At 71.0% G+C, this 23606-nt stretch carries 19 protein-coding genes and 1 riboswitch; of the genes, 10 read left to right on the plus strand and 9 right to left on the minus strand.

Going from position 1 to position 23606, the window contains the following annotated elements; translation table 11 throughout:
* The first annotated feature begins 398 nt into the window (after positions 1-398).
* Positions 399-2981, plus strand: coding sequence for a replicative DNA helicase (gene dnaB, locus EDD34_RS20045; RefSeq protein WP_123816131.1), 2583 nt, complete (start codon positions 399-401; stop codon positions 2979-2981).
* A gap of 46 nt (positions 2982-3027) precedes the next feature.
* Here dnaB and EDD34_RS20050 read toward each other — a convergent pair whose 3' ends face one another.
* Positions 3028-3438 carry a VOC family protein gene (locus tag EDD34_RS20050; RefSeq protein ID WP_123816132.1) on the minus strand — a complete coding sequence of 137 codons (411 nt, stop codon included), beginning with the start codon at positions 3436-3438 and terminating at the stop codon, positions 3028-3030.
* Positions 3439-3769: 331 nt separating this feature from the next.
* Between EDD34_RS20050 and EDD34_RS20055 the strand changes: the two genes are divergently transcribed.
* Positions 3770-5026, plus strand: a complete 1257-nt coding sequence (locus EDD34_RS20055; protein ID WP_123816133.1) for a CE1 family esterase — start codon at positions 3770-3772, stop codon at positions 5024-5026.
* Between the two features lie 91 nt (positions 5027-5117).
* Here the strand turns inward: EDD34_RS20055 and EDD34_RS20060 are convergent, their stop codons facing one another.
* The 3 genes from EDD34_RS20060 to EDD34_RS20070 form a co-directional block, all read right to left on the minus strand.
* On the minus strand, positions 5118-6545 hold the full coding sequence (locus EDD34_RS20060; RefSeq protein ID WP_123816134.1) for a polysaccharide deacetylase family protein: 1428 nt from the start codon (positions 6543-6545) through the stop codon (positions 5118-5120).
* Positions 6546-6577: 32 nt separating this feature from the next.
* Positions 6578-8278, minus strand: coding sequence for an acyltransferase (locus EDD34_RS21465; RefSeq protein ID WP_123816135.1), 1701 nt, complete (start codon positions 8276-8278; stop codon positions 6578-6580).
* 116 nt (positions 8279-8394) lie between these two features.
* Positions 8395-10539 (minus strand): copper-translocating P-type ATPase, encoded by a 2145-nt coding sequence (locus EDD34_RS20070; RefSeq protein ID WP_123816136.1) that lies wholly within the window; start codon positions 10537-10539, stop codon positions 8395-8397.
* Between the two features lie 274 nt (positions 10540-10813).
* Between EDD34_RS20070 and EDD34_RS20075 the strand changes: the two genes are divergently transcribed.
* Complete coding sequence (locus tag EDD34_RS20075) at positions 10814-11278, plus strand: hypothetical protein (protein ID WP_123816137.1); 465 nt, start codon at positions 10814-10816, stop codon at positions 11276-11278.
* Here the strand turns inward: EDD34_RS20075 and EDD34_RS20080 are convergent.
* Complete coding sequence (locus EDD34_RS20080) at positions 11259-12050, minus strand: GH25 family lysozyme (RefSeq protein ID WP_123816138.1); 792 nt, start codon at positions 12048-12050, stop codon at positions 11259-11261. The genes EDD34_RS20075 and EDD34_RS20080 overlap by 20 nt on opposite strands.
* Positions 12051-12348: 298 nt before the next feature.
* On the opposite strand from EDD34_RS20080, the gene EDD34_RS20085 reads away from it, so the two are divergent.
* Positions 12349-13101: a C40 family peptidase gene (locus EDD34_RS20085; protein ID WP_123816139.1), complete on the plus strand. Its 753-nt coding sequence runs from the start codon at positions 12349-12351 to the stop codon at positions 13099-13101.
* Between the two features lie 52 nt (positions 13102-13153).
* On the opposite strand, the gene EDD34_RS20090 is transcribed toward EDD34_RS20085, so the two are convergent.
* Positions 13154-14104, minus strand: a complete 951-nt coding sequence (locus EDD34_RS20090; protein ID WP_123816140.1) for a hypothetical protein — start codon at positions 14102-14104, stop codon at positions 13154-13156.
* A gap of 187 nt (positions 14105-14291) precedes the next feature.
* Positions 14292-14488: riboswitch (cyclic di-AMP (ydaO/yuaA leader) on the plus strand.
* 2 nt (positions 14489-14490) lie between these two features.
* Here EDD34_RS20090 and EDD34_RS20095 point away from each other — a divergent pair.
* Together EDD34_RS20095 and EDD34_RS20100 are read left to right on the plus strand one after the other, a co-directional pair.
* A complete protein-coding gene (locus EDD34_RS20095; RefSeq protein WP_123816141.1) occupies positions 14491-15213 on the plus strand; it encodes a C40 family peptidase in 723 nt (240 codons plus the stop codon).
* 184 nt (positions 15214-15397) lie between these two features.
* Complete coding sequence (locus EDD34_RS20100; RefSeq protein ID WP_246012593.1) at positions 15398-16780, plus strand: TrkH family potassium uptake protein; 1383 nt, start codon at positions 15398-15400, stop codon at positions 16778-16780.
* A 28-nt stretch (positions 16781-16808) separates the two neighbouring features.
* On the opposite strand, the gene EDD34_RS20105 is transcribed toward EDD34_RS20100, so the two are convergent.
* Together EDD34_RS20105 and EDD34_RS20110 are read right to left on the minus strand one after the other, a co-directional pair.
* Positions 16809-17738, minus strand: a complete 930-nt coding sequence (locus tag EDD34_RS20105) for a hypothetical protein (protein ID WP_123816142.1) — start codon at positions 17736-17738, stop codon at positions 16809-16811.
* A 57-nt stretch (positions 17739-17795) separates the two neighbouring features.
* Positions 17796-18059 carry a GlsB/YeaQ/YmgE family stress response membrane protein gene (locus EDD34_RS20110; protein WP_123816143.1) on the minus strand — a complete coding sequence of 88 codons (264 nt, stop codon included), beginning with the start codon at positions 18057-18059 and terminating at the stop codon, positions 17796-17798.
* Positions 18060-18254: 195 nt separating this feature from the next.
* Between EDD34_RS20110 and EDD34_RS20115 the strand changes: the two genes are divergently transcribed.
* From EDD34_RS20115 to EDD34_RS20130, 4 genes are all read left to right on the plus strand, one after another.
* Positions 18255-19097 carry an ion transporter gene (locus tag EDD34_RS20115; RefSeq protein WP_246012594.1) on the plus strand — a complete coding sequence of 281 codons (843 nt, stop codon included), beginning with the start codon at positions 18255-18257 and terminating at the stop codon, positions 19095-19097.
* A gap of 433 nt (positions 19098-19530) precedes the next feature.
* The gene (locus EDD34_RS20120) at positions 19531-19746 is read left to right on the plus strand and encodes a hypothetical protein (protein WP_123816144.1); all 216 of its coding nucleotides are present in this window, start codon (positions 19531-19533) and stop codon (positions 19744-19746) included.
* Positions 19747-19925: 179 nt separating this feature from the next.
* Positions 19926-21434, plus strand: coding sequence for a zf-HC2 domain-containing protein (locus tag EDD34_RS20125; protein ID WP_123816145.1), 1509 nt, complete (start codon positions 19926-19928; stop codon positions 21432-21434).
* 220 nt (positions 21435-21654) lie between these two features.
* Positions 21655-22338 carry a zf-HC2 domain-containing protein gene (locus EDD34_RS20130; protein ID WP_123816146.1) on the plus strand — a complete coding sequence of 228 codons (684 nt, stop codon included), beginning with the start codon at positions 21655-21657 and terminating at the stop codon, positions 22336-22338.
* Here the strand turns inward: EDD34_RS20130 and rlmC are convergent, their stop codons facing one another.
* Positions 22339-23592 (minus strand): 23S rRNA (uracil(747)-C(5))-methyltransferase RlmC, encoded by a 1254-nt coding sequence (rlmC, locus tag EDD34_RS20135; RefSeq protein WP_123816147.1) that lies wholly within the window; start codon positions 23590-23592, stop codon positions 22339-22341.
* Positions 23593-23606: the final 14 nt, after the last annotated feature.

Genomic DNA, 23606 nt, shown 5'->3' on the forward strand with positions numbered 1-23606 from the left:
ACGTCACGTCGGATGGCTCATGGGGAGCCGTGGTGTCTGAACTCCCGGTGTCGGCAGTGTTGTCGCCAGGTGTCGGCGTGGCGTGATGAGACTCGCCCAACTTTTTCTTCCTCCACAGGCTGGGGGCAATGTTTTCGCAGGTCAGCGGCTACTACGCGACGTTATGCACAGGCGTTGTCCACAGATATCCACAGGGTTGTCCACCGGCGTACACAGCCCTGGGCCACTTTTCCACACCGATATCCACAGGTGTGTCCACAGGTCGCGTTGCGGCGGGTCGCTCGGCCGTGTCAGTGTCCCGGGGTACAACTGGAGCCAACGCCCCGGACGGGATGTTCTGCAGTCGGTCGGCTCGACCGTGACGCACGGACGCGGCGAGACAGGAGAGGAGGGCCCGGATGTCGATCGACGAGCTCGAGGCAGGCTACTCCGGGCCGGGTCTCGACCGCACACCGCCGCAGGATGTCGCGGCGGAGATGAGCGTGCTCGGCGGCATGCTGCTCTCGAAGGACGCCATCGCGGACGTCATCGAGCAGATCCGGGGGAACGACTTCTACCGCCCCGCGCACGAGCAGATCTACGACGCGATCATCGACCTGTACGGGCGAGGGGAACCGGCGGACGCCATCACCGTCGTCGCGGAGCTGAACCGCCGCGGGGAGCTGGCCCGCGTGGGCGGCGCGCCGTACCTGCACGACCTCATGGCCAGCGTGCCCACCGCGGCGAACGCCGGCTACTACGCGAAGATCGTGCGCGAGCGTGCGATCCTGCGGCGCCTGGTCGAGGCCGGTACGCGCATCGTGCAGATGGGCTACTCGACGGACGGCGGCGAGGTCGACGACGTCGTCAACAACGCCCAGGCCGAGGTCTACGCGGTGACCGAGCGCCGGGCCAGCGAGGACTACCTGCCGCTGTCCGAGATCATCGGGCCCACGTTCGACGAGATCGACGCCGCCCAGGGCCGTGGCGAGGGCATGGTCGGGGTGCCGACGGGCTACTCGGACTTCGACCGCCTGACGAACGGCCTGCACTCGGGCCAGATGATCGTGGTGGCGGCCCGCCCGGCCGTCGGCAAGGCGCTGGCGCTGGATACGCCCCTGCCGACGCCGTCGGGCTGGACCACGATGGGCGAGGTCGCCGTGGGCGACGAGCTGATCGCGGCCGATGGAGCACCGACGAGGGTTGTCGCCGCGACCGAGGTGATGGCGGGCCGCCCCTGCTACGAGGTCGAGTTCGACGACGGCACGGTGATCGTCGCCGACGCACAGCATCAATGGGTGACGAGCACCCGCGCACAGCGCCGGAAGGTGAAGTCCGGTGACACGCCCGATTCCGCCGTCCGCACAACCGAACAGATCGCGTCCACCGTCCGCTGCCACACCGCGGACCAACGCGCGAACCACTCGATCGCCACTGCGCGCCCGATCGCACTTCCGAGCGCTGACCTTCCCATTCATCCCTACGCGCTCGGGGTCTGGCTGGGCGACGGTACTGCACGACGTGCCGAGTTCACCTCCGCCGACCCGGAGATCGCCGCAAGGGTCGAGGCGCTCGGTTACATCGCGCAGGCGAAGGGTGCTCCCCGAGGAGGCACCAGGACCTACAACCTCCTCCTGCCCGCACCCGAACCCGTCGTTCGCGACTGCATCGTGTGCGGAAAGGCCTTCACTCCGGCACGAGCGACGTTGCGCGCATGCGGCGGGTCTTGCGCAGCCCGCTCTCGCGGGATGAGGCGGCGTGAGTTGCCACAGTGTCCCGACTGCGGGAGGCCGGGTTGGGGGTTCCGGCGTTGCCAGGACTGCCACGACAAGAACGGCACGATGGGTGGGCGGCTCCGTGCCCTGGGTGTGCTGCGGAACAAGCACATTCCCACGGTGTATCTGCGGGCCAGCCAGTCTCAGCGGCGCGACCTGCTGGCCGGTCTGCTCGACTCAGACGGGACGGTCAACCCGCAGGGCAGTGTCCAGATCACCGTGACGAACCACCATCTCGCGCTCGGTATACGTGAGCTGGTCCTCTCCCTCGGCTATCGGACGGGCTGGTCCGAACGGATCGTCAAAGGCCGCACCGAAGCATCCTCCACGGCCTACACGATCACCTTCACGACGGACGATGATGTCTTTCGACTGGAGCGGAAGCGGCTGGTGCACAAGGAGCGGCGACGCCCCCGGACCGCCAAGCTCACTTCGCGGTTCATCGTTGGTGTCCGGCCGGTCGAGTCCGTGCCGGTGCGGTGCGTCGAGGTGGAGCACCCCTCGCACATGTACTTGGCGAGCCGGTCCATGGTCCCGACGCACAACTCGGTGCTGGGCATCAACGTCGCAGGTCACGCTGCTATTCATCACAACCAGGCCGCGGTGATCTTCTCGCTGGAGATGAGCCGGAACGAGATCACCATGCGTCTGCTCGCCAGCGAGGCGCGGGTTCCGCTGACCCGCATGCGGTCCGGCAAGATGGACGACGGCGACTGGCAGAAGCTGGCCGCCACCATGGGCAAGATCTCGGACGCGCCGCTGTTCATCGACGACTCGCCGAACATGTCGCTCATGGAGATCCGGGCCAAGTGCCGGCGGCTCAAGCAGCGGCACGACCTCAAGCTCGTCGTGATCGACTACCTCCAGCTCATGACGTCCGGCAAGCGCGTCGAGTCCCGGCAGCAGGAGGTCTCGGAGTTCTCCCGAGCGCTCAAGCTGCTGGCGAAGGAGCTCGAGGTCCCGGTCATCGCGATCTCACAGCTCAACCGAGGCCCGGAGCAGCGCGGCGACAAAAAACCTCAGATGTCGGATTTGCGTGAAAGTGGCTCCATCGAGCAGGACGCGGACGTCGTGATCCTGCTGCACCGCGAGGACGCCTACGAGAAGGAGTCCCCGCGCGCCGGTGAAGCCGACCTGATCGTGGCCAAGCACCGTAACGGCCCCACGGACGTCATCACCGTGGCGTTCCAGGGGCACTACCAACGCTTCGTCGACATGCAGGTGTAGGAGGCCTCCGCCGGGCCCGCGACTCGGGGCTCAGGAGACGCCGCGCTCAGGACTCGTCGAAGAGCGCCTGCGTCCCGGTGCCGTCCGCGAACCCGATGACGTTTCCGGACGGGTCGGTGACCCAGGCACCGTCGCCGCCCGCCATGAACCCGCGGGCGACACCCTTCTCGTCCTGGCCGAAGCCGTTGTACCGCACGAACTCCACCCCCTTGGCGGTGAGTTCGTCGACCACCTGGTCGACGTCGTCGACCTCCAGGTGCAGCACCGTGAATCCGGCCGGCTGGTGGTCCTCCTTGGGGTAGAGGAACACCGGGGTTCCGCTGCCGAGGCGGAGCACCAGGCCTTCCCCGTTGTCGAGTACCGTCACGCGCAGCCCCAGGGTGTCGGAGTAGAACGCTCGCGCGGCGTCGACGTCCCCCACCGCGAAGGTAGGAATCTCGCGTCGTATCGTGACCATCGTCGTCTCACTCCCTCGTGACTGCCCGACGCCGTCTCCTCGGGCGCTCCACGGGGTGCGCCGACGACGCCGGATCTCCTTCCAGCGTCTCACTCCTGGGGGTCGCCGCAATCGGGTCGGCCCCGGTCGTTCCCACGTGCGCCGTCACCGCGCGCCTCCGTGACGTGTCCGTCGCCCCGGGACCGGCGCACCCTCCGCGCTGCCGTCGCGAACCGTTTAGCCCGTGTTCGATTGGCCCTATTTATCGTTATATTCGGTAGATCGGCGGGCATCGTCCCGTGGACGCCGTCCCCGGCAGCGTGGCCAGGGACCTGCTGAAGGGAGCGACACCATGCGACACCCCACCCCGTCCCGAGGCCGACGGGTCCTGCTGGCGGCCGCGGCCGCCCTGCTTGCCCTCGGCGGGCTGACCGCACCGAGTTGGGCGGTCCCCGAGACCGCCGTCACGGCGACCGCCGCCACCGCCGGCTGCGGCCAGCCCGCCGGCCTGACGACCGGCAACCACACCATCCAGAGCGGCGGGCAGGCCCGCACGTTCCGGCTCGACGTGCCCGCCGGGTACGACCCGAACCATCCCTACCGCCTCGTCGTGGGGCTGCACTGGTGGCACGGCACGTCCCAGGACGTGGCCAACCAGAACTTCTACGGCCTGAAGCCGCTCGCGAACGAGAGCACGGTGTTCGTGGCCCCGCAGGGCTTCGACAACGCCTGGCCGAACAACAACGGCCAGGACGTCGCTTTCGTGGACGACGTGCTGAGCACCGTCGAGTCCGCGCTCTGCATCGACACGACCCAGCGGTTCGCCACCGGCTTCAGCTACGGCGGCGGCATGAGCAACGCCCTGGCGTGCGCACGCGCCGACGTGTTCCGCGCGGTCGCGGTCCTCAACGGCGCCCAGCTCTCGGGGTGCGCCGGCGGCACCGAGCCCGTCGCGTACCTCGGCTCGCACGGCATCGTGGACAGCGTCCTGAACATCTCGCAGGGCCGCGCGCTGCGCGACCGCTTCCTGCAGAACAACGGATGCCAGCCCCAGCAGGCGCCCGAACCGGCCCAGGGCAGCGGCACGCACATCAAGACCAGCTACACGTGCGACGACGGGTACCCGGTCGTCTGGATCGCGTCCGACAGCGACCACCAGTGGGACGCGCGGGACGCCGGCCAGCAGCAGTCCTGGGTGCCCGGCGAGATCTGGCAGTTCTTCACGTCCCTGAGCTCGCCGTCGCCCAGTCCCACGCCCACCCCGACGCCCACTCTCAGCCCGACGCCGACGCCGACGCCGACCACCACCCCGCCCCCTGCCGGCGACTGCACCGCGACGTACAGCACCGTGAACTCGTGGGACGGCGGATTCCAGGGTGAGGTGACCGTCGAGGCCGGATCCCCGACGACGTCATGGAGCGTCAGCTGGCCCCTGTCGGGCGGGAGCGTGGACCAGGTGTGGAACGGCACGGTGACATCGCAGGGAGACCTCGTCGTCGTCCGGAACGCCGACTGGAACGGCCAGCTCCCGGCCGGTGGCACCACGACCTTCGGCCTGCTCGGCAGCGGCACGCCGCCGACACCGACCCTGACGTGCACGAGCTCCTGAGAAGGCGGGCCGGTGGCCGCCGTCCGTCACGCGGCGGCCACCGCCTCGGCACGCCCGGCCACCGTGCCGGCCACGCCGGGCGGAGCCGGGGTCACCGGTCGGTCAGGAGGTCGGCGGTGACGAGCACGTAGCCCTCCGCGCGCAGGTCGTCGATGATCTTCGGCACCGCGTCGACCGTGGACGGATGGATGTCGTGCATCAGGACGTTGCTGCCCGGCGCGACCTGGGCTCGCACGCGACGGCGCGTCTCCTCGGCGTCGCGTGCGCTCCAGTCCTCGGTGTCGACGCTCCACAGGACGACGTCGAGACCGGTGCGTGTCGCGAGCGAGCGCACCCGGCCGTCGACGTCGCCGTAGGGCGGGCGCAGGAGGAACGGGGTGAACCCGGTCGCCTCCGCGATCGCGTCCTGGGTGCGCCGGAGCTCGTCACGCACGTCGGCGTCGTCCAGCGTCGTCAGTTGCGGGTGGGCCCAGGAGTGGTTCGCCAGGAGGTGTCCTCCGTCGGCGACGGCACGGACGATGTCGGGCCGCTTCGCGGCGTTGTCGCCCACCAGGAAGAAGGTGGCGGGCGCGTCCTTCGCCGCGAGAATGCGGAGCAGACGCCGGGTGTCCTCGACCGGTCCGTCGTCGAACGTCAGGGCGACGCACCTGTCGACGCGGCAGTCGACGCCGGCGGCGCGGGCGGCGGCACGGCGCTCGTCGTGGATCTCGGCCAGCCGGGCGGACCACAGGGCGTGCGTGGTGTCGAACAGGGTGTCCCGCAGCGGGACGGCCACGTCGGGGTCGACGGCGTCCGCTCCGCCATCGAGTATCGCCTCGGCGTCGGCGACCGCCTCCTCAAGAGTGCCGAGTGCGCGCGCACCGACCTGCCCGCGGAGGTCGGCGCGGGCGTCCCGGCCCTCGACCGTGGCGGCCCGTAGCTCGACGAGGGCCCACTGCCGGCGGGCCGCGGCGACGGTGTCGGTCACCTCGGCCACGCCGGCCGCCTCCGCGTCGAGGCCGCCCGGCGCCGGTTCCGAACCGCCCATGACCTCGACCGAGACCTCCGGCAGCGTCTCGCGGCGGAGCGGGTTCGGCCGGGTGACGGACTCCACGGTGCGCGTCGTCGTGACCGGATAGGTGACCTCGGTGGCGCGCAGTTCCTCGGCGTCGGCCAGGGCCGCGACGAGCGGCTCGCGGACAGCGGGGTCGGCCACCTGGTCTTCGCTGGCGTCGTACACGGACCGGCCGTCGTCGATCGCCTCGTCCAGCGATCGGAGGCTTGCGGCGTAGGCGGCCTCCGCACGGGCGCGGGCGGTCTCGGCCTCGTCGGTGACACGGGCGATGTCGGCGTCGTAGGCGGCGACGGTCTCGACCCAGGCAAGGTGTTCGACGATCCCGGCGACGACCGCGGCGCCCGCGACGAGCCCGACGGCCAGCGCTCCGCTGCGCCACCACCATCGGCGGAGGCGCCGCGCCGGCGCGGGTGCGGGTGCGGCCGCCGGCGCGGGTGGGGCGGTCGGTCCTGACGGTGTGCTCACAGAGTGATCCTCCGACGAACCGGCCCCCTGTGCTACCCCGGCGGGGCGGGCTCGGGACGATGCACGCCGCGCGGCCGGTAACCGAGCTGGTCGGACAGGCCGGCGAGGTCCGCCAGGAGCCAGATGACGGCGAGCCACATCTCCGTCCCCCGCAGGCTCGGAGTGGTCGCGGGGACGGACGCCGTCGTCGGGTGGGGCGCCTGGAACCCGAAACCCCGCCCCGGCGTCCAGTGACTCAGCGCGTCGGACAGCAGCCGGCGCGCGAGGTCGACGACCTCGTCGCCGCGGTGTCCCGACCCGCGGGTGAGCCACAGCGGGTGGGCGACGTCCAGCACGTTGCAGGCATTCTGTCGCGCCCGCGCGAAGTAGCGGGCGTCGCGCGCGTGCGTCAGCACGGTGTCCACGACGCGCTCGGCGTAGGGCACGGGCTGGCCGAACTGCGCGAACGTCCCTCGCGAGGCTCGGTAGTAGCCGTTCACGACTTGCAGCAGCCCTTCCGGTCCGCCGGCGCTTCCCCACATGCCGGTGCGCGGATCGGCGTTGGTCAGCAACCACCCGAACAGCGCCTCGGCCGCGCCGGGGCGGTTGGGCACGCCCATGCGCGCGTTCCAGTGCAGGGCAGTCCCGAGCGCGTCGGCGCGGCTCCCCGCCCGCCAGGCGTTGCGGGCCCAGTCCTGCCCGTCGAGGCCGTCCACCACATCCGCGGCGGAAGCCTCGGAGAAGACCGTCAGGGGGTGGGCGAAACGGCTGCCGAGGAGGTCGAGCGCATAACCCACGCACAGGACGTGATAGTCCGCGGACGGGGCGAACATCGTGGCCGCGGGACGAACGGGACGGCGCTCCTCGTCCAGCTCGCCCACCAGGCCGGACTCCGGATCCTGCCAGGAACGGAGGAGCTCCGTGAGCTCACCGGCGCCGATCCGCGGAGGAGGGCCTCCCAGCAGCAGGTCGGCGATCTCGACCGCGTCGCACTGGGCCCGGACCGTCGGCGCGGTCGCGGGGAGATCGGCGAACAGCCCGGCGCTGTCGTCCCAGTGCTTGTCGAGGATCGCGGCCGCCTGGTCGCGCGCTGCCCCCGCGAACTCCGCCACCGCGGCGGAAAGGTCCCCGGCCGCTCGTGGCCGCGGCCGGTCCGGCCCCGTCCGCCACTTGATGACCCGGGCCGGGTTCCCGCCGACCACGGCTCCGGACGGCACGTCCTTCGTCACCACGGCTCCGGCGGCGAGCACGGCCTTGTCCCCGACCGTGACTCCGTCCAGGACCACGACGTGCGAGCCGATCCAGACGTCGTCGCCGATCGAGATCCCCTTGACGGTGATCGCCTGCCGATGGACCTCGATGTCGGGATCGCCCATGGTGTGGTTGAACCCGAGCAGCGACGTGTGGGCGCCGATCCGGACCGCGTCGCCCAGACGGATCTCTCCGCGCACAACGGTGTACGGGTTGACCGTGCAGTCACGTCCGGCACGCAGCGTCCCGGAGAGATACGCACCCGCCGCCACGTAGGTGCGGTCGCCCAGCTCGAGCATCTCGTTTGTCACCGAGGACAGCTCGGAGACGAAGCACCGCTCCCCGAACCTGAAGCCCCGCTCGGCGGACAGCGTCGCCTGAAGCGTGCGCTGCCGGAGCTTGTCGCCGTCCTCGGCCCGGTCCCAGAACGCCCACGGGGTGTAGTCCAGGTCGGACCGCCCGAACGCCTGCCCGACCGTGCCTGCCGTGTCTTCCTCGACCATTGCTCTCCTTCGCGCGAACGTGGGAAGAGTCTGCGCCAGCGCACGCCGCCGCATCAAACGTGTCCGTCACGTCGTCCCGCGGCGGGGGCGTGGAACGTCGTCCCTGACGCCCACGATCAGCCCGGTGCCCCCTCGCGGTCCAGCACCGCCCGGGTGCTCGCCTGCGGGCTCAGGTCCATCCGGCGCAGCAGTTGCGCGTTGAGTGCGACCACGACGGTGGACAGCGACATGAGGATCGCGCCGACGGACATGGGCATCACGAATCCGACGGGGGCGAGGACACCTGCCGCGAGCGGGACGGAGAACAGGTTGTACCCGGCCGCCCACCACAGGTTCTGTTCCATCTTGCGGTAGCCGGCGCGGGAGAGCTCGATCACGGACAGCACGGAGCGCGGGTCGGAGCTGGCGAGGATCACGCCGGCCGAGGCGATGGCCACGTCCGTCCCGGCGCCGATGGCGATGCCGACGTCGGCCTGGGCGAGCGCGGGGGCGTCGTTGACGCCGTCGCCGACCATCGCGACCTTTCTGCCCTCCTGCTGCAGCTCGGCGACCTCGGCAGACTTGTCCTCGGGGCGCACCTCGGCGAACACCCGATCGATACCGAGCTCGTCTCCCACGGCGTGAGCGACGGCACCGGCGTCGCCGGTGATCATGGCGACCTCGACACCGAGGGCGTGCAACGCGTCGACCGCCTCGCGGGACTCCTGGCGCACCTCGTCGGCGAGGCGGAGTCCCCCGACGACGACACCGTCGCGGACCGCGTGCAGGATGATGGCGCCCTCGGTGCGCCATCGGGCCGCGGCGTCGACCTCCGGTACGCCCAGCTCCTCGAGCAGCCGGGGCCCGCCGACCCGGACCTCATGGCCGTCGACGGTCGCCGTGACCCCCACCGCCGGCGAGGAGGAGAAGCCGGACGAACGCGGGACGTCGAGGCCACGCTCTCCGGCCGTGCGGACGATCGCCCGCGCGAGCGGGTGCTCGCTGTCGGACTCGGCGGCCGCGGCCATCGCCAGCACCGTGTCCTCGTCGAGCCGGCCGGTCGTCTCGATGCCGGTCACGGTCGGCTCCCCCTTGGTCAGCGTGCCGGTCTTGTCGAACAGCACGACGTCCACCGTGCGCATGCTCTCCAGCGCGAGGCGGTCCTTGACCAGCACGCCGCCCCGTGCCGCGCGTTCGGTAGCGATCGACACGACCAGGGGGATGGCCAGCCCGAGAGCATGGGGGCAGGCGATGACGAGGACGGTGACGGTCCGCACCACGGCACTGTCGGGGAGGCCGGTCACGGTCCAGACCACCGCGGTGACCAGCGCGGCGCCGAGCGCGAACCAGAAGAGCCAGGCCGCCGCCCGGTCGGCGAGGCGCTGCGCCCGGGAGGAAGAGTTCTGCGCATCGCTGACCAGGCGTTGGATGCCCGCAAGGGCCGTGTCGTCGCCGATGGCGGTGATCCGCACCCGCAGCCCGGAATCGGTCGCGACCGTCCCCGCCGTGACCGCGTCGTCGACGCCGCGCGCCACGGCGCGCGATTCACCGGTGACCATCGATTCGTCCATGTCGGCGCGGCCCTCGATGATCGTCCCGTCGGCGGGCACGCTGCCGCCGGGCCGGACCACGACGACGTCGTCCACCTGGAGCTCGGCGGGTGAGACCGTCACGATCGAGTCGCCGTCCACCTTCTCGGCCTCGTCGGGCAGGAGGGCCGCGAGGGAGTCGAGGGCCGAGGTGGTCTGCGCCAGGGAACGCATCTCGATCCAGTGCCCGAACAGCATGATGACGATCAGCAGCGCGAGTTCCCACCAGAACTCGAGGCTGTGGTCGAGCAGGCCGAGGCGTGCCCCCCAGGACGCCCCGAACGCGACGGTGATCCCCAGGCTGATCAGGAGCATCATGCCCGGCCGGCGATCCTTGAGCTCGCCCGCGGCGCCGGTGAGGAAGGGCCGGCCGCCCGACACGTACATGACGGTACCGAGCACGGGGGAGATCCACGTCGTCCCGGCGAGGTCGGGGAGCTCGTACCCGAGGATCATCGCGAACGACCCCGAGAAGAGCACGACCGGGACGGCGATGACGAGGTTGATCCAGAACAGCCGCCGGAACCGGCCGACGTGGTCGCCGTGCCCCCCGTGCCCGTGCGGCCGGTCGTGACCCGCTCCCGGATGCCCGGCCTCCCGGCCCCGGTCACGGGTGCCGGCCGCGTGCGTCGCGTTCCGGTCCTCATGCGGTGACGCGGTGTGTTCGCGGTGTCCTGCGTGCGGGTCGGTCATGAGACGTCCCTTTCGCAATCCGATGAAGTGCTCGGCGGAGAAGGCAGCGCGGCCCTCACCCGCCACAGTATGTGACTCAGGTCACTCGACACGACAGCGGGTGACTCCGGCGCGATGCGCACGCCGCCCCTCCTACCGCGCGATCTCTCGATTGCGCCCAACGCACGATCACGGCGCACGCGACACGGACGGCGCGTCAGCGAGCGGGCGGGCGTGCTCCTTGATAGACCCCTGTCAACGGGCATTGTGGAATGCACGAGAACAGGAACGAACCATGACGACCGCCCCAGAGCTGTCCTTGGCCGGCACCGATGTCCCCGCCGGGCTTCGTTACGAGGTTCCGCTGGATCCGCGTCCGATCGTCATCGAGAACGCGCCGGCGTTGCAGCCGGTGCTCGCACGGGCGAGCGCCGGCGGATTCTTCGAGAAGGCCCGCGAGGGCCGCCGTGTCGGAGACGCGCGCAACAAGCTGCACCGCGCGGCGATCGCCTATGCCATGTCCGCACGTCCAGTCGAACGTGACGACCTCGCGTCGATGCTGACCGGGGCCGCGCAGCAGTGGTCCCGCACGCTGACCGACACCGGCAACCGCGAGCCGCAGCCCGCCCCGGACCCGCGGCTGACCACCTCGCTCGCGCTGCTGGAGCGCATCGCGACCGTGACGGAGAACGTCGTCCGGACCCGCCGCACCACGCTGCTGAGGCCGATCCTCGCGGACATCAGGGACGTGCTTCCCTGACTTCCTCCAGGGTGCCGTCCAGGACATTCATGTCGACGTACGGCTCCGCGCCTCGATCCGTTCCGACGCCCTCGAGCTTGTCGCGGTTCGAGTACTGCCAGATCGTCCAGTCCCGCCCGTCCGAGAGGCGCGGTGGCAGCGCGACGGCACGGATCCACACCGGGTTGTCGGGGTAGCGTCCGGCGAGGTAGGCGTCGTACGCCTCGTTCGTCGTGTAGATGGCCGCCGGCAGGCCGTAGTGGTCCTCGATAGCGTCGAGCAGCGGGTCGAGGATCGCGTGGACGTGGTCGGCCGGCGGCAGGTCGCGGTGGTACTCGCCGTACGGCTCCAGGTCGACGACGGGCGGCAGCGCGTCCTCCTCCGGCGGAACCGTGTCCACGAGGTTCGCGGCCTGGTCCTCCCCCGGGCTCTCGAAGCTCATGAAGTGGTAGGCACCGGCCACCAGGCCGGCCTCCCGTGCGCCGCGCCAGTTCTCGCCGAACCGTTCGTCGACGTGCCGCGACCCTTCCGTGGCCTTGATGTAGGCGAAGTCGACGTCCTGCCCGGCGACCCGCTCCCAGTCGATCGTTCCGTTGTGGTGCGAGACGTCGATGCCACGCGCGTCGTATCCCGCGGCGAGGAGACGGTTGGGCCAGACCACACCCTGGACCACGAGCACCGCGAGTACCGCGAGCACGACAACCGCGGTCAGGGCCACGCCCAGAGCAGGACGGACCCACCTCCGGCGTCGGACAGGGGCGTTGGACGACGGCTTTCCGGTCTTTTCTCGCATATTAGAAATCTATCTCGGCGACACGCCGAAGAGAGGAGGCTCGACGGAAACTCCGACGCCGTCAGCCCGCCGGGACTCGCCTGAAATGACCGACCCCACCTGCGTGTCGGCCACGGTCGAAAAGTTACAGGACCGACCTTGTCAAGTTATTCCGCGTCACCACATGCCTGGTCGAGACAAGCACGATTTCTTCACCTAGCGTCGAGTCCGTTACGTCACAGGACGACGTAGCCACGGGAGGCCGTGACCTGCTGTACGCGGCGCCCGGAGACCCTAGGTGCGATTCGGAGAACCACTGGTGAGTACCAACGTCAGGTGCGGTCGACACCGCGCCGACCACGCTCCCAATACCCCGCTTACTGCACTGTCGAAGACCGCAGCGGACGCCGCCCGCAAGGGCGCGCTCGTCGCAGCGACATCGGGGATCATCGCGACGACGCTGTCGAGCACGGCGTCCGCCACCCCTGCGGGCAACGGCCACCACGAGCGCGTCACGGGACTCGACCTCGAGGCCCTCAAGGCGGCGCGTACCACCACCGACACGGCGCCCGCAGTGAGGGTGGCGCCAGATGCCCGTCTCGACTTCACCGCCACGGTGGTCAGGGTGAAGCCGGCACCGGAGCCGGAACCCGAACCCGCGCCGGCGCCGGCGCCGGAACCCGCGGCGGGGCCCGCGACCGCCCCGGCGGGGACAGCGGCCCCGGCCTCGGACGGCTCGATCGGCGCGCGTGCCGTGGCGATCGCCATGCAGTTCGTCGGCACGCCCTATGTCTGGGGGGGCGAGTCCCCGGGCGGTTTCGACTGCTCCGGACTCGTCAAGTACGCCTTCGCACAGGTCGGCGTCTCGCTGCCGCACTCGTCAACGGCCCTGCGCGGCTCGGGCACCGTGGTGTCCGCGGCCGCGGCGCGGCCCGGCGACCTCGTCTGGACACCCGGCCACATCGCCATCTACGCCGGAAACGGCATGGTGGTCGAGGCGGTCAGCCAAGGCACCCCGCTCAGCTACCGCGCCATGTGGCAGTCCAACCCCACCTACGTCCGGGTGGTCTGACCGCCCGTCCCAGCGGCCTTCGCGCCGGGGGAACGGGTGGTGCGACCGCCCGCTACCTCGGCGCGAAGGCCCGGAGCTCGTCGAACTCCTCCTCGTCGTCCTCCTCGATCCCCCGGGTCAGCCGGAGCCCTGCGACGGCGACACCGAGCAGCAGGCCCACCACCCAACCGCCGAGGTCGTGCTCGTCGGCGGAGAACGTGGTCCGGCGCAACGGCTCCCAGGCCGCGTCCAGGACCACCGGAATCGAGAGCGGAGGCGCCCCTGGCGCGAAGTACCCGCTCACCGCCTCGAGCACGGGACCAGCGGCCTGCAACACCCAGACCAGCCCGGCCGCCGGCAACCACCCGAGCATCTGCAACGGGTTCCGGTCCACGCCCAGCCCGAGGGCGATGCCGAGGGCCACGGCGAAGATCCACCAGGTCCCTTGCGGCACGGCGGAGTGCCCGGGCAGCAGTCCCCACAACCACCCGTCCGCGAGGACGACCGGCAGCGCGAACGCCGCGGCGCGGACGGGCGCCGGTGCGAGGGCGGCCAGCAGGCCGAGGACCAGGCCCAGGAGCGTCCCTACCACGGCAACGGCCAGCAAGGCGTCGGCCTTGGCGTCGTCGGCCCCGGCGGCGGCGTTGACCTGCCACCACGCGCCGGCGCCCGCGGCGGCCAGGGCGAACGCCGTCCCGCAGACCGCGGCCACGGCCCCGCCACCGCGATGCCGCGCCAGCCGCGCGCCGGCCCCGGCCAGGACACCCCCGATGACACTCATCGTCACCAGGGAGGCCACGGCGTCCTCGGCCGCGACGGGTATCGGCGTGAACGCGTCGATCTCCTCGAGCGAGGACGGCTCGACACCGAGAACCTGGAAGATCTCGTGCAGGATCCACGGCAGGAAGCCGACCGCCCACCACAGGACGGCACTGATCGGGAGTATCCACCACCCGGAGACGCGGCCGGAGAGGTCGGTCGCCGTGAGTGTTTCGGTCACCGTGTCGGTAGCGCCGTTGGACATGGCGCGCACCGTAGCGGAACCCGCGTGACACGTGTCGCCGGAGCGGGTGAAATTTCCGGCAAAAACGGCCATCTCATGCCGATTCCCGTTGTGCGTGACACGTTCGTGACTTTTTCGCCGAAGGTGTGTACCTTGAGTCTCGCTCCACCCGAACGGGTGAAGTCACGAGGCGGACGCCAAGCCCTGCCACCGCATCGTGCCCAGGACGATCGTGGCAGGGACGGGGGAACCATCTCCGGACGGCGAACCGGCGGAGCTCGTAGGAGTTCCGAAGGGGCGGCGTCCTCGGGGTGAAGCCGGGCAGAACCCCCATGTCTGCTCGGCCGGGTGAGCATCTCCCACCCGAACCCGACAGCTCACCTCGTAGGCGTTACAGGAGAAGAACGGTGACCCACGCCACCCAGCGCGGCCGCCATCGCGCGGACCGCAAGGCCACAACCCCCCTCACAGTCATCGCCCGCACCGCCTCCGAGAACGCCGGCACCGTCGCCCGCCGTGGTGCCCTGGCGGTTGCCGCCGGTGGCGTCCTGGTCTCGACCTTCGCCACGACCTCGCATGCCGCCCCGGCGTCCAGCGACGTCAAGACCGCCGCGAAGATGGACGGTCTCAACCTCGACGCGCTGAAGGAAACCGCCGGTCAGGCCATCAGCCAGGCCGGCACCGTCTCGGTCGGGCACAACGTCAAGCTGGACGTCGAAGGCGCCACCGTCACCGCCGACGGCACCACCACGGTCGAGGGCCTGGTCGAGGTCACCCCGGCCCCGGAGCCTCCGCCCACACCCCTCAACGTCCTTGTCACGAACACCGCGTACAACTACCTCGCGGGCGCGTACGTCTGGGGCGGTTCCACCCCGGGCGCCTTCGACTGCTCGGGCTTCATCCAGTACGTGTACGGCCTGTACGGCGTCGACCTGCCGCACTCGTCCTCCGCGATGCTCAACAGCGGCTACCAGGTCTACGACCCGCAGCCCGGCGACATCGTCTGGAGCCCCGGCCACGTGGCCCTGTACGCCGGGAACGGCATGGTCATGGAGTGGTACCAGAGCGGCCTCCCCGGCCGTTACACGGAGATGTGGCAGGACAACCCCGTCTTCATCCGCGTCGTCTGACCGCCGTGATCCGCCACCCGTGACCTGACGCGGGCACGCCTGGGCACCTGTACCGCACCTCGAGCGCCGCGGCGCCACCGGGCCTTCCACCCCGGCGGGCCCGCGGCGCTCGGCGTTCACGGACGACGACAGACCACCGGCTCGGTCGCCCCCATGCCGCCGAACGGGTCTAGAGTCGTGGATCGTGCGATACAGCAAGTCACCTTCCGCCCGAGAGGTGAGCAGCGCGGCCTCGCTGCGCCGCCGCCCGGGGCAGGTCGTCACCCTCGGATTCCTGGCCACGATCGCCGTCGGGACCCTGCTCCTCTCCTTGCCGGTCGCCGCCGAGGGCGAGCGCGCGACGTTCGTCGAGGCGCTGTTCACGGCCACCTCGGCCACCTGCGTGACGGGCCTGATCGTCACCGACACGCCGGTGTTCTGGTCCGGCTTCGGCGAGGCCGTGATCGCCGTGCTCATCCAGATCGGTGGGCTCGGTGTGATGACGCTGGCCTCGCTGCTCGGCATCCTGCTGACGCGCAGGCTCGACCTCAGCTCCCGCCTCGTGGCTGCCGCGTCGACCCGCAGCGTGGGGCTGGGCGACGTGCGGGGCGTGCTCACCCGAGTGCTCAAGATCGCCCTCGTCGTGGAGGGTGTCTGCGCTCTCGTGCTCACCGGGCGGTTCTTCACCACGTACGGCATGCCGCTGGGCGAGGCCGCGTGGCAGGGTGTCTTCCACGCGGTCTCCGCCTACAACAACGCGGGCTTCTCGCTGTTCAGCGACTCCCTCATCGGCTTCGTCGGGGATCCGTGGGTGGCCCTCCCGATCAGCGCGGCCGTCGTCGTGGGCGGTATCGGCCTGCCCGTGATCGCCGAGGTGATGCGCGCGCTGCGGACCGGCCGCCGTCCCCGCCGCTGGAGCGTGCACACCCGGATCACCCTGTGGATGACGGGCGTGCTGCTCGCCGGTGGCACGTTGTTCTTCCTCGCCGCGGAGTGGACCAACCCGGGCACGATGGGCCCGCTCGGCACCGGCGACAAGGTCCTGTCGGCGTTCACCCAGTCCGTGATGCCGCGGACCGCCGGGTTCAACTCACTGGACACCTCCCAGATGCACCACGAGACCTGGCTCGGCACGATCATCCTGATGTTCATCGGCGGCGGGTCGGCGGGCACGGCGGGCGGCATCAAGGTCACCACCTTCGCGGTGCTCGCCATCATCATCTGGTCCGAACTGCGGGGCGAGCAGGACGTCAACGTCTTCGACCGACGGATCACGCCCGGCACGCAGCGCCAGGCCCTGACCGTGGCACTGCTGGGGGTCGCGATCATCATCGTTCCGACCCTGTGGATCACCGCGTCGACGCCGAACATCAGCGTCGACAAGATCCTGTTCGAGGTCACCTCCGCGTTCACCACCACGGGACTGTCCACCGGGATCACCGCCGAGCTCCCCTGGTTCAACCAGCTCGTCCTGGTCCCGCTGATGTTCATCGGCCGGCTCGGGCCGATCACCCTGGGTACCGCGCTCGCGCTGCGCAGCCGCCAGCGGCTCTACCGCATGCCCGAGAGCGCCCCGATCATCGGCTGAGGCCGCGGCCGGCCGCTGACGGCGCGGGTCAGCCTTCCGGCCAGCCGCAGTGGTCCGCGATGTACTCGAAGAGGTCGCGCTTGGCGTCGTCGGGCATCGGGACGTACACCACCCGCTGCGCCGCACCGTTCACCTCCGCGTGCACGGGCAGAAAGGTGCCCCGCTTGTCCTCGGACACGGCGTGGTGGTCGCATCGCGCGGGCACGAGGGCGAGTTCGAGGACGCCGTCGTCCTGGCCTTCCAGCGCCCGGCCCGTCCACGCGGCGCCGTCGGCGGGGTCGATGAGGGTCGAGCCGTCGATCCGGGTGATCCGGACGTCCGGGCCGTCGTCGACCGGTTCGGCGAGGAGGGTGATGACGGCGACCGTCCCGTCGCGGCGACGCTCGGTGCGTACGGCGTCGGTCTGCGTGAGCGTGACGCCGGAAGCGACCGCGGCGGCGGCGCAGTCCCGCGCGAAGTTGCGGGCCAGGTGTCCGCCGGGGTCGGAGATCGGCACCTCGACGGTGGTCGGCGCGCCGTGGTCGGCACGGCTGCCGAGCGCCACGGTGACGGCGGCACGCGTCCCGGAGCCGGCGACGGCGTCCTCGGCGGGGTCGGTCGGGCACGTGGCCTCCCCGAGCTCGACGTAGACGCCCCGCCGGCCGCCGACCGCCAGGGTCTCGGCACGGAACGGACGCGCCTCGGTCTCGGTCGACGGTCCGAAGCTGTCGCTCTCCAGCTCTCCCCCGAGCAGGACTAGGTCCGTGTCCGACGAGTTGACCACCTCGATCTCGACCACGCGATCCGCGTAGTCGAGGCGCGCCTGCTGCAGGGTCACGACGAGGTCCGCGGCGACGTCGTCGGGCACGGTCCCGAGCCGGTCGACGCTCGCGCCACCGGAGACGCAGCCGGTCAGGAGTGCGCCCGCGGCGAGCGCCGACGCGGCGAGGGCCCGGGCCCTGGGGACGCACTGTGGCATGCGTACCAACCTAGGCCCGGGCCCTCGCCCGTGTCAGTGGTGCTGACCGATGGAGGGTCAGTCCGCCTTGCGCTTGAAGATCATCTCGAACACGCCGATGACGATCAGCGCGCCGATGACCGAGAACAGCCAGGACTGCCACGACCAGAACTGGTCGAGGGAGATGTCGAAGATGAGCCCGCCGAGCCAGCCGCCGAGCATGGCGCCCAGGACACCGAGCAGCAGCGTCAGCCAGAAGCCGCCCCGCTGCTTGCCCGGCAGGATGATGCGCGCGATGATGCCGGCCAGCAGGCCGAGGATGAGGAAGGGAATGAAACCCATGGTGATGCTCCTCCAGTGAGAGTAGGTGTTGCGGCACCTACCATGGCACTGAACCGCCCTATTCGCCCAGTGTGTACGGCGGTTCGTCGCATGAGGCGCAAATCTCACCATGAGCGGCGATGCCGGACACCTCTGCGACGCTAGGCTTCGCGTGGCCAACGGACCGATGACGGCAGGGAAAGCGGAGTGAGGCGCGTGCAGGCGATTCGCGGACGGGTGAGGGACCTCGTCGAGGCGACGTGGTTCACTCGCGGGATCCTCGGGGTGATCATCGCGAACGCGGTGGTGCTCGGCGTCGAGACGTCGATCAACGGCGGGCCTGTCGACGTGTGGCTGGGATACGTGGACACGGCGATGCTGTGGATCTTCGTCGTCGAACTGTGCCTGCGGATCTTCGCGCACGGCCGCAAGTTCTTCACGGACCCGTGGAGCATCTTCGATCTGCTCGTCGTGACGATCGCGCTCGTGCCCGCGTCGATCGACTCGCTGGCCGCGCTGCGCGCGCTGCGGATCCTGCGCGCGCTCCGCGTCGTGAACGCCGTCCCGTCGATGAAGCGTGTGGTGAACGGGCTGGTCGCGGCCGTGCCCGGGATGGGCTCGGTCGGTGCGCTGCTCGTGCTGGTGCTGTACGTGTCGGCGGTCATCGCCACGAAGCTGTTCCGGGACATCTCCCCGGAGCACTTCGGGAACCTCGGAACCACGCTGTTCAGCCTCTTCCAGGTCATGACCGGCGAGGCCTGGCCCGACATCGCGGACGCCGTCATGAACGGCGACGACGGTATGCCGGGCGCCTGGATCTTCTTCGTGCTCTTCATCCTCGTCGTCAGCTTCGCGGTGCTGAACCTGTTCATCGCGGTGATCGTGAGCGGTATGGAAAGCCTCGAGGAAGAGCTGGTCGAGCACGACAAGGAGGACGACGCCTCCAACGCCGCGCTCATGGCGGAGATTCAAGCCGTCCGCGCCGAGCTCGTGGCCCTCCGCTCCGAGCGCGACGGCACTGCCGATCCCGTGGACCTGCCGGCCGGAGGCGCGCGGTAGCGACCGTGCCGGGGTCGCGGTCGGCGACGACGCCGCGCGGCGAAGAGGACGCGAGCGCCGGATCGACCTGCCCCTGGCACAGTTCGATCCGGCGCTCGGCCAGTGGTTCGGAGTCCGGTGCCGATCGGCGTGCTCCCAGCGCACTCCGATCGGCGCCGGCCCCGGCGACGGGCCCGGTTCGGCCCGCCCCCAGCACGGTCCGAACGTGCGCCTCGGGGGGAAGACGCGCTGACGGCCCGGATGTCACAGCACTTTCCGCCACTTCTCTGTGATCTGGATCACACACGGCGATCACAGGCTCGGGAGGCGGGGCGGTGGGTTGTCGGGCACACTCACCTGGCAGAACCACCCCAAACCCTGACAGACGAGCAATACTCCCCGACACCGTGGCTGGAGTGCCGTGACATTCGATCCCCTCGAGCGTCAGGGGCACATGACAAGCACCGAACACACCGAGCTCGTCCGGCTCGGTGCGCAATACCTGCGCGCCTACTCGGATGGCGACGCCGTCAGCCTCTACCGGCTGGCGGACGCCTGGGGAGCTTCGGATCTGTGCGCCGCCACCTGCGAGGTCGCTCTCGCCGTCATCGACGCGACCACCGGGCCGCGCGGGATCGATGCCGTCTATGACGCATTCCACCGGCGATGAGCCGCGGACAGCCCCGACAACAGCGATACCGACAGTGAGGATGACCCCAGACATGCTCAAGGAATACGACCGGCCCTCCATATCCGCCCCAGCGGCTTGCCCTCACCCACCGCGCCGGTGGGAAAATGTCCCGGCCCGTCCGACTTCGACGGTCGACGCGTTGAGGGGGGAGTTCATCGGTGACCAGCACTGACGTCCAAATCGACGACTGGGTCATCCACCGGCCCAACGTGGTGCGGTCCGTCACCGCGCGCGTCCCTGGCGTCGACGCCGACGAGGCCGCCAGCCGCGCGCTCGAGAAGATGATCCGGATCGTCAACAACGACGGAGAGATCGCGGATCCGGCGGCCTACTGGCGCCGCGCCGCGCTCCACGAGGCGTACTCGATCACCCGCGAGGCCGGGCGCACGGTCCCGGTCGAGGTCGAGGCTCTCGCCGGAATCACTCCGCCCGTGGCCGGAGCGGAGCTCGACGCCGAGCGGGCGGCCGACGTGGCGATGCTGCGGGACGCCCTCCGTGAACTCAACGCCGACGACCGCAAGCTTCTGTTCGACAGGCACGTCGACGACATGGCGGTCACCGACATCGCCGGCGACCTCGGCGTTCGTCCCCACGCGGTCACGATGCGCCTGCGCCGCGCCGAGGAGCGCCTGGCCGGCGCCTTCGCCGCGGCGCACGCGAGCAGGGTCGACGCACCCGAGTGCCGCACCACGCGCGCCGCCATGCACGACTACCTCAAGGGCCGGCTCCTTCCCCGGCGATCCAAGCGCCTCGAACTGCACCTGGACGGCTGTGCGGATTGCACGAGCGCGTTCCTGGACGTGCGCGAGGTCTCGTGGATGCTCCGCGAGCTGGGGCAGCATCTCGCCGCGTTCTTCTTCGGCGGTGCGGCCGTGAGCGGTGCCGCCGCCGTGGCGGGGGCGAAGGCGACTCCCCGGCCGAAGCGCCCGACGGCGAAGCAGGCCGTCGCCGCGAGCGTGCTGGCCGCGCTCGCTCTCGCCGGCGGCGCGTGGGCCTACACGGCGACCGAGCCCGACACCCAGGCAGAGGCGGCGGCAGAGGTGACCGCCGACGGCGGGAGCGGAGACGGCGGCGGAGCGGGGGACGGGTCCGGCGACGACGCCGATCCCGCGACCGAGGCGGAGGAGCCGGAACCCGAGTCGGAACCGGAGACCGAGGACCCGCCGAGTGTCCCGCCCGAGGACCCGCAGCCCCGGGAAGAGTTCCCGCCGCCGCTCGACGAGGCACAGCCGGAGGATGCCACCGTTCCCGCCGCTCCCACTGGCGAGCCGGAGCCCGCGCCGGACGAGCCCCCTGCGGCCGCGCCGGCGCCGGAGCCCGCACCGGAACAGCCGGCCGACGACGGCGACCTCGGGCAGGGCAACGACGGCCCGGCCAACGGCGGCAACGACGGCCCGGCCAACGGCGGCAACAACGGCAGCGGGGACGGCGGCGGCACCGGGGACGGCGGCGGGCAACCCGACCCACCTGAGCAGGAGGCCCCGGGTGGCCTCGGGGACGTACTGGGCGAGCTTCCCCTCGGCGGCCTGGAGGGCGTCCTCGGCGGCCTGGATGACATCCCCCTCGTCGGCGACCTGATCAATCTGCCGCTCTTCGGCGACCTCGCCACCGCGCTCGGCGGCGCACCGGGGCTGGACGACCTCACGGGCGGGGCGCAGGAGAACTGAGCAACGGCGTCACCCGCCGAAGGGCTCGGGACCGGAGTCGGTCCCGAGCCCTTCGTGCGATCGCCCCGACGGCAGCGGGCCCCGCGGAGTCGTGGAGATACCCCTGATATCTCCGATATTTCAGACGAAGCTTCCATGCGCGGACACGGAAGTGCCACCATGTCGGTGGTGCCACGCCGGCTGACGGTAGCGTGGCGCCTCGCGGACTTGGAGGACGAGGTTGCACACGCTGATCAGCACTGATCTGAGCGAGCTGGCCGCCCAGCGGCGTGCCGTCGTGTTCGCCGTGTCACGGCAGGTCCCGGGAGCCGACCCGGAACTGGCCACGAGCTTCGGCCTCGAACAGCTCTGCCGCGAGATCGCCGTGCACGGGACCGTCGACCACCCGGTGGACTACTGGCACAACGCCGCCATCGACGCCGCCACCGGGGCCTCGACCGCCGAACCCGCGGTAGGAGAGCAGGCCGACGCCACCACGACCGCCGTCGTCCACGACGAGTCCGGGTCTCCCGGCCCGGCACGTCCGGGCGCGAGCGGTGCCGCGCGGCCGGAGCTCCCCCCGTCGATCGAACCGGCCGGTCGAGCGACCGGCTCCCCGGCCACGGCCCGCCGGCGCCCGAGAGCCTCCGCGAACATGCCCGCTCCCGGATTCGCGAGCGTGACGGCCGAGCCGCCGGCGTGCCGGGTCACCCGCGGGGCCATGCACGACTACATCCGCCATCGCCTGCTGCCGAGCCGCCGCCGCGAGCTCGAGGACCACCTGGTCAGTTGTGCGGCGTGCGTGCGGGCGTTCACGGACGTCCGCGAGTCGTACTGGATCCAGCAGGCCCAGCCCCCCATGTTCCGGCTCGGCATGGTGTCCGTGCCGGACGGACTGCCCGTGACCCCTGCCGTGGCTCGCTGACTATCGCCCACGCTGACATCCCGCCCTCGCCGACTGCTCCCGGCGGAGCAGGAGCAGCACCTCGTAGTGCTGTGTCTGCGGGAACATGTCGAGCAGAACGCCCCGGACCGGGCGGAGGCCCGGCATGTGCGCCAGGTCGGCGGCGAGCGTGGTGGCGTTGCAGCTCGAGTACAGGACGTGGCCGACCGCGGAACCGTCCAGGGCCTGTGCCAGGTCGGCACCGATCCCCCGCCGGGGCGGGTTGACGATCACCATCTCGGGAGCGTCGGTGGCCAACCGCCCGGCGACGTCGCGGGCGTCGCCCGCCTCGAACCGCGCGTCGCGGAGTCCCAGACCCGCGGCGGTCGCCGACGCCGCCGCGACCGCCTCCCGGCTCAGCTCGATGCCCGTGACCGCGCGGCCCGCCGCCGCACAGTGCAACGCGAATCCACCCACCCCGCAGTAGAGGTCCCACAGGCTCGCCGGGCCGACGTCGTCGACCCACTCACGCGCCTGCCGGTACAGGCCGGCCGCGACCTCGGTGTTCGTCTGGAAGAAGCTCTGCGGCCGCAGGCTCAGCGGGATGCCGCCCACCCGCATCGTCAGCGCCTCGGACTCCGTGAGCACGATCTCGCGGTCGCCCTCGAGCACCGCAGCGTGCGCGGGCTGGACGTTGAGCGTGGCGACCGCCAGGTTCGGGAGCGCGGATCGCAACGACGGCAAGTGCTTGCGGATACGGGCGAGCGCCTCGGTGGAGCGCATCACGAAGCGGACCATGAGCTCGCCGTCGGGCGAGATCGTCACCAGCAGGTACTTGAGCTCGCCTCGCTCGGCCGCGGCCTTGCGGGGCTTCCCGTCGCGCGCCCGCCCCGGCGTCGGCCCCGAGACCCGGTACGGCTCCAGGCCCGCACGCCCGATGAACTCCTCCAGCGGCGCGAACGCGGCCTGGAGGGCCGGCGGGTAGAGACCGCAGTCGGTGAGGTCCACGCCGTGCCCGACCCGGTCGAGAATGCCGAGGACCGGCTCGTCGACCGTGCCGCTCACCACCATCTTCGCCTTGTTGCGGAAGCCGGATTCGGGGCCGGTCACCGGCGGGAGCCAGTCGATCGCAGGGGAACCACCCGCCGGCGGGGAGTCAGCCGGGCTCGCCACGGCTCCCACGCCCTCCAGGAGCCGGGAGACGTGTGCCTGCTTCTCCGCGACCTGTGTCGCGTAAGGGGTCTCCAGGAGGGTGCACGAGTGGCAGCGGCCGGCGTCGAAGTGTGGGCACTGCACCCACCCATTGTCTC

Source organism: Myceligenerans xiligouense, from assembly GCF_003814695.1.
In the GTDB taxonomy this organism is placed as follows: domain Bacteria; phylum Actinomycetota; class Actinomycetes; order Actinomycetales; family Cellulomonadaceae; genus Myceligenerans; species Myceligenerans xiligouense.

What these genes read in the sequence shown, in the direction of transcription:
- EDD34_RS20120 (WP_123816144.1), top strand. Translation starts at nt 19,531, where the DNA reads ATGACAAGCACCGAACACACCGAGCTCGTCCGGCTCGGTGCGCAATAC.
- EDD34_RS20080 (WP_123816138.1), bottom strand. Translation starts at nt 12,050, where the DNA reads ATGCGAGAAAAGACCGGAAAGCCGTCGTCCAACGCCCCTGTCCGACGC.
- EDD34_RS20075 (WP_123816137.1), top strand. Translation starts at nt 10,814, where the DNA reads ATGACGACCGCCCCAGAGCTGTCCTTGGCCGGCACCGATGTCCCCGCC.
- EDD34_RS20090 (WP_123816140.1), bottom strand. Translation starts at nt 14,104, where the DNA reads ATGTCCAACGGCGCTACCGACACGGTGACCGAAACACTCACGGCGACC.
- dnaB (WP_123816131.1), top strand. Translation starts at nt 399, where the DNA reads ATGTCGATCGACGAGCTCGAGGCAGGCTACTCCGGGCCGGGTCTCGAC.
- EDD34_RS20055 (WP_123816133.1), top strand. Translation starts at nt 3,770, where the DNA reads ATGCGACACCCCACCCCGTCCCGAGGCCGACGGGTCCTGCTGGCGGCC.
- EDD34_RS20050 (WP_123816132.1), bottom strand. Translation starts at nt 3,438, where the DNA reads ATGGTCACGATACGACGCGAGATTCCTACCTTCGCGGTGGGGGACGTC.
- EDD34_RS20110 (WP_123816143.1), bottom strand. Translation starts at nt 18,059, where the DNA reads ATGGGTTTCATTCCCTTCCTCATCCTCGGCCTGCTGGCCGGCATCATC.
- EDD34_RS20070 (WP_123816136.1), bottom strand. Translation starts at nt 10,539, where the DNA reads ATGACCGACCCGCACGCAGGACACCGCGAACACACCGCGTCACCGCAT.
- EDD34_RS21465 (WP_123816135.1), bottom strand. Translation starts at nt 8,278, where the DNA reads ATGGTCGAGGAAGACACGGCAGGCACGGTCGGGCAGGCGTTCGGGCGG.
- EDD34_RS20105 (WP_123816142.1), bottom strand. Translation starts at nt 17,738, where the DNA reads ATGCCACAGTGCGTCCCCAGGGCCCGGGCCCTCGCCGCGTCGGCGCTC.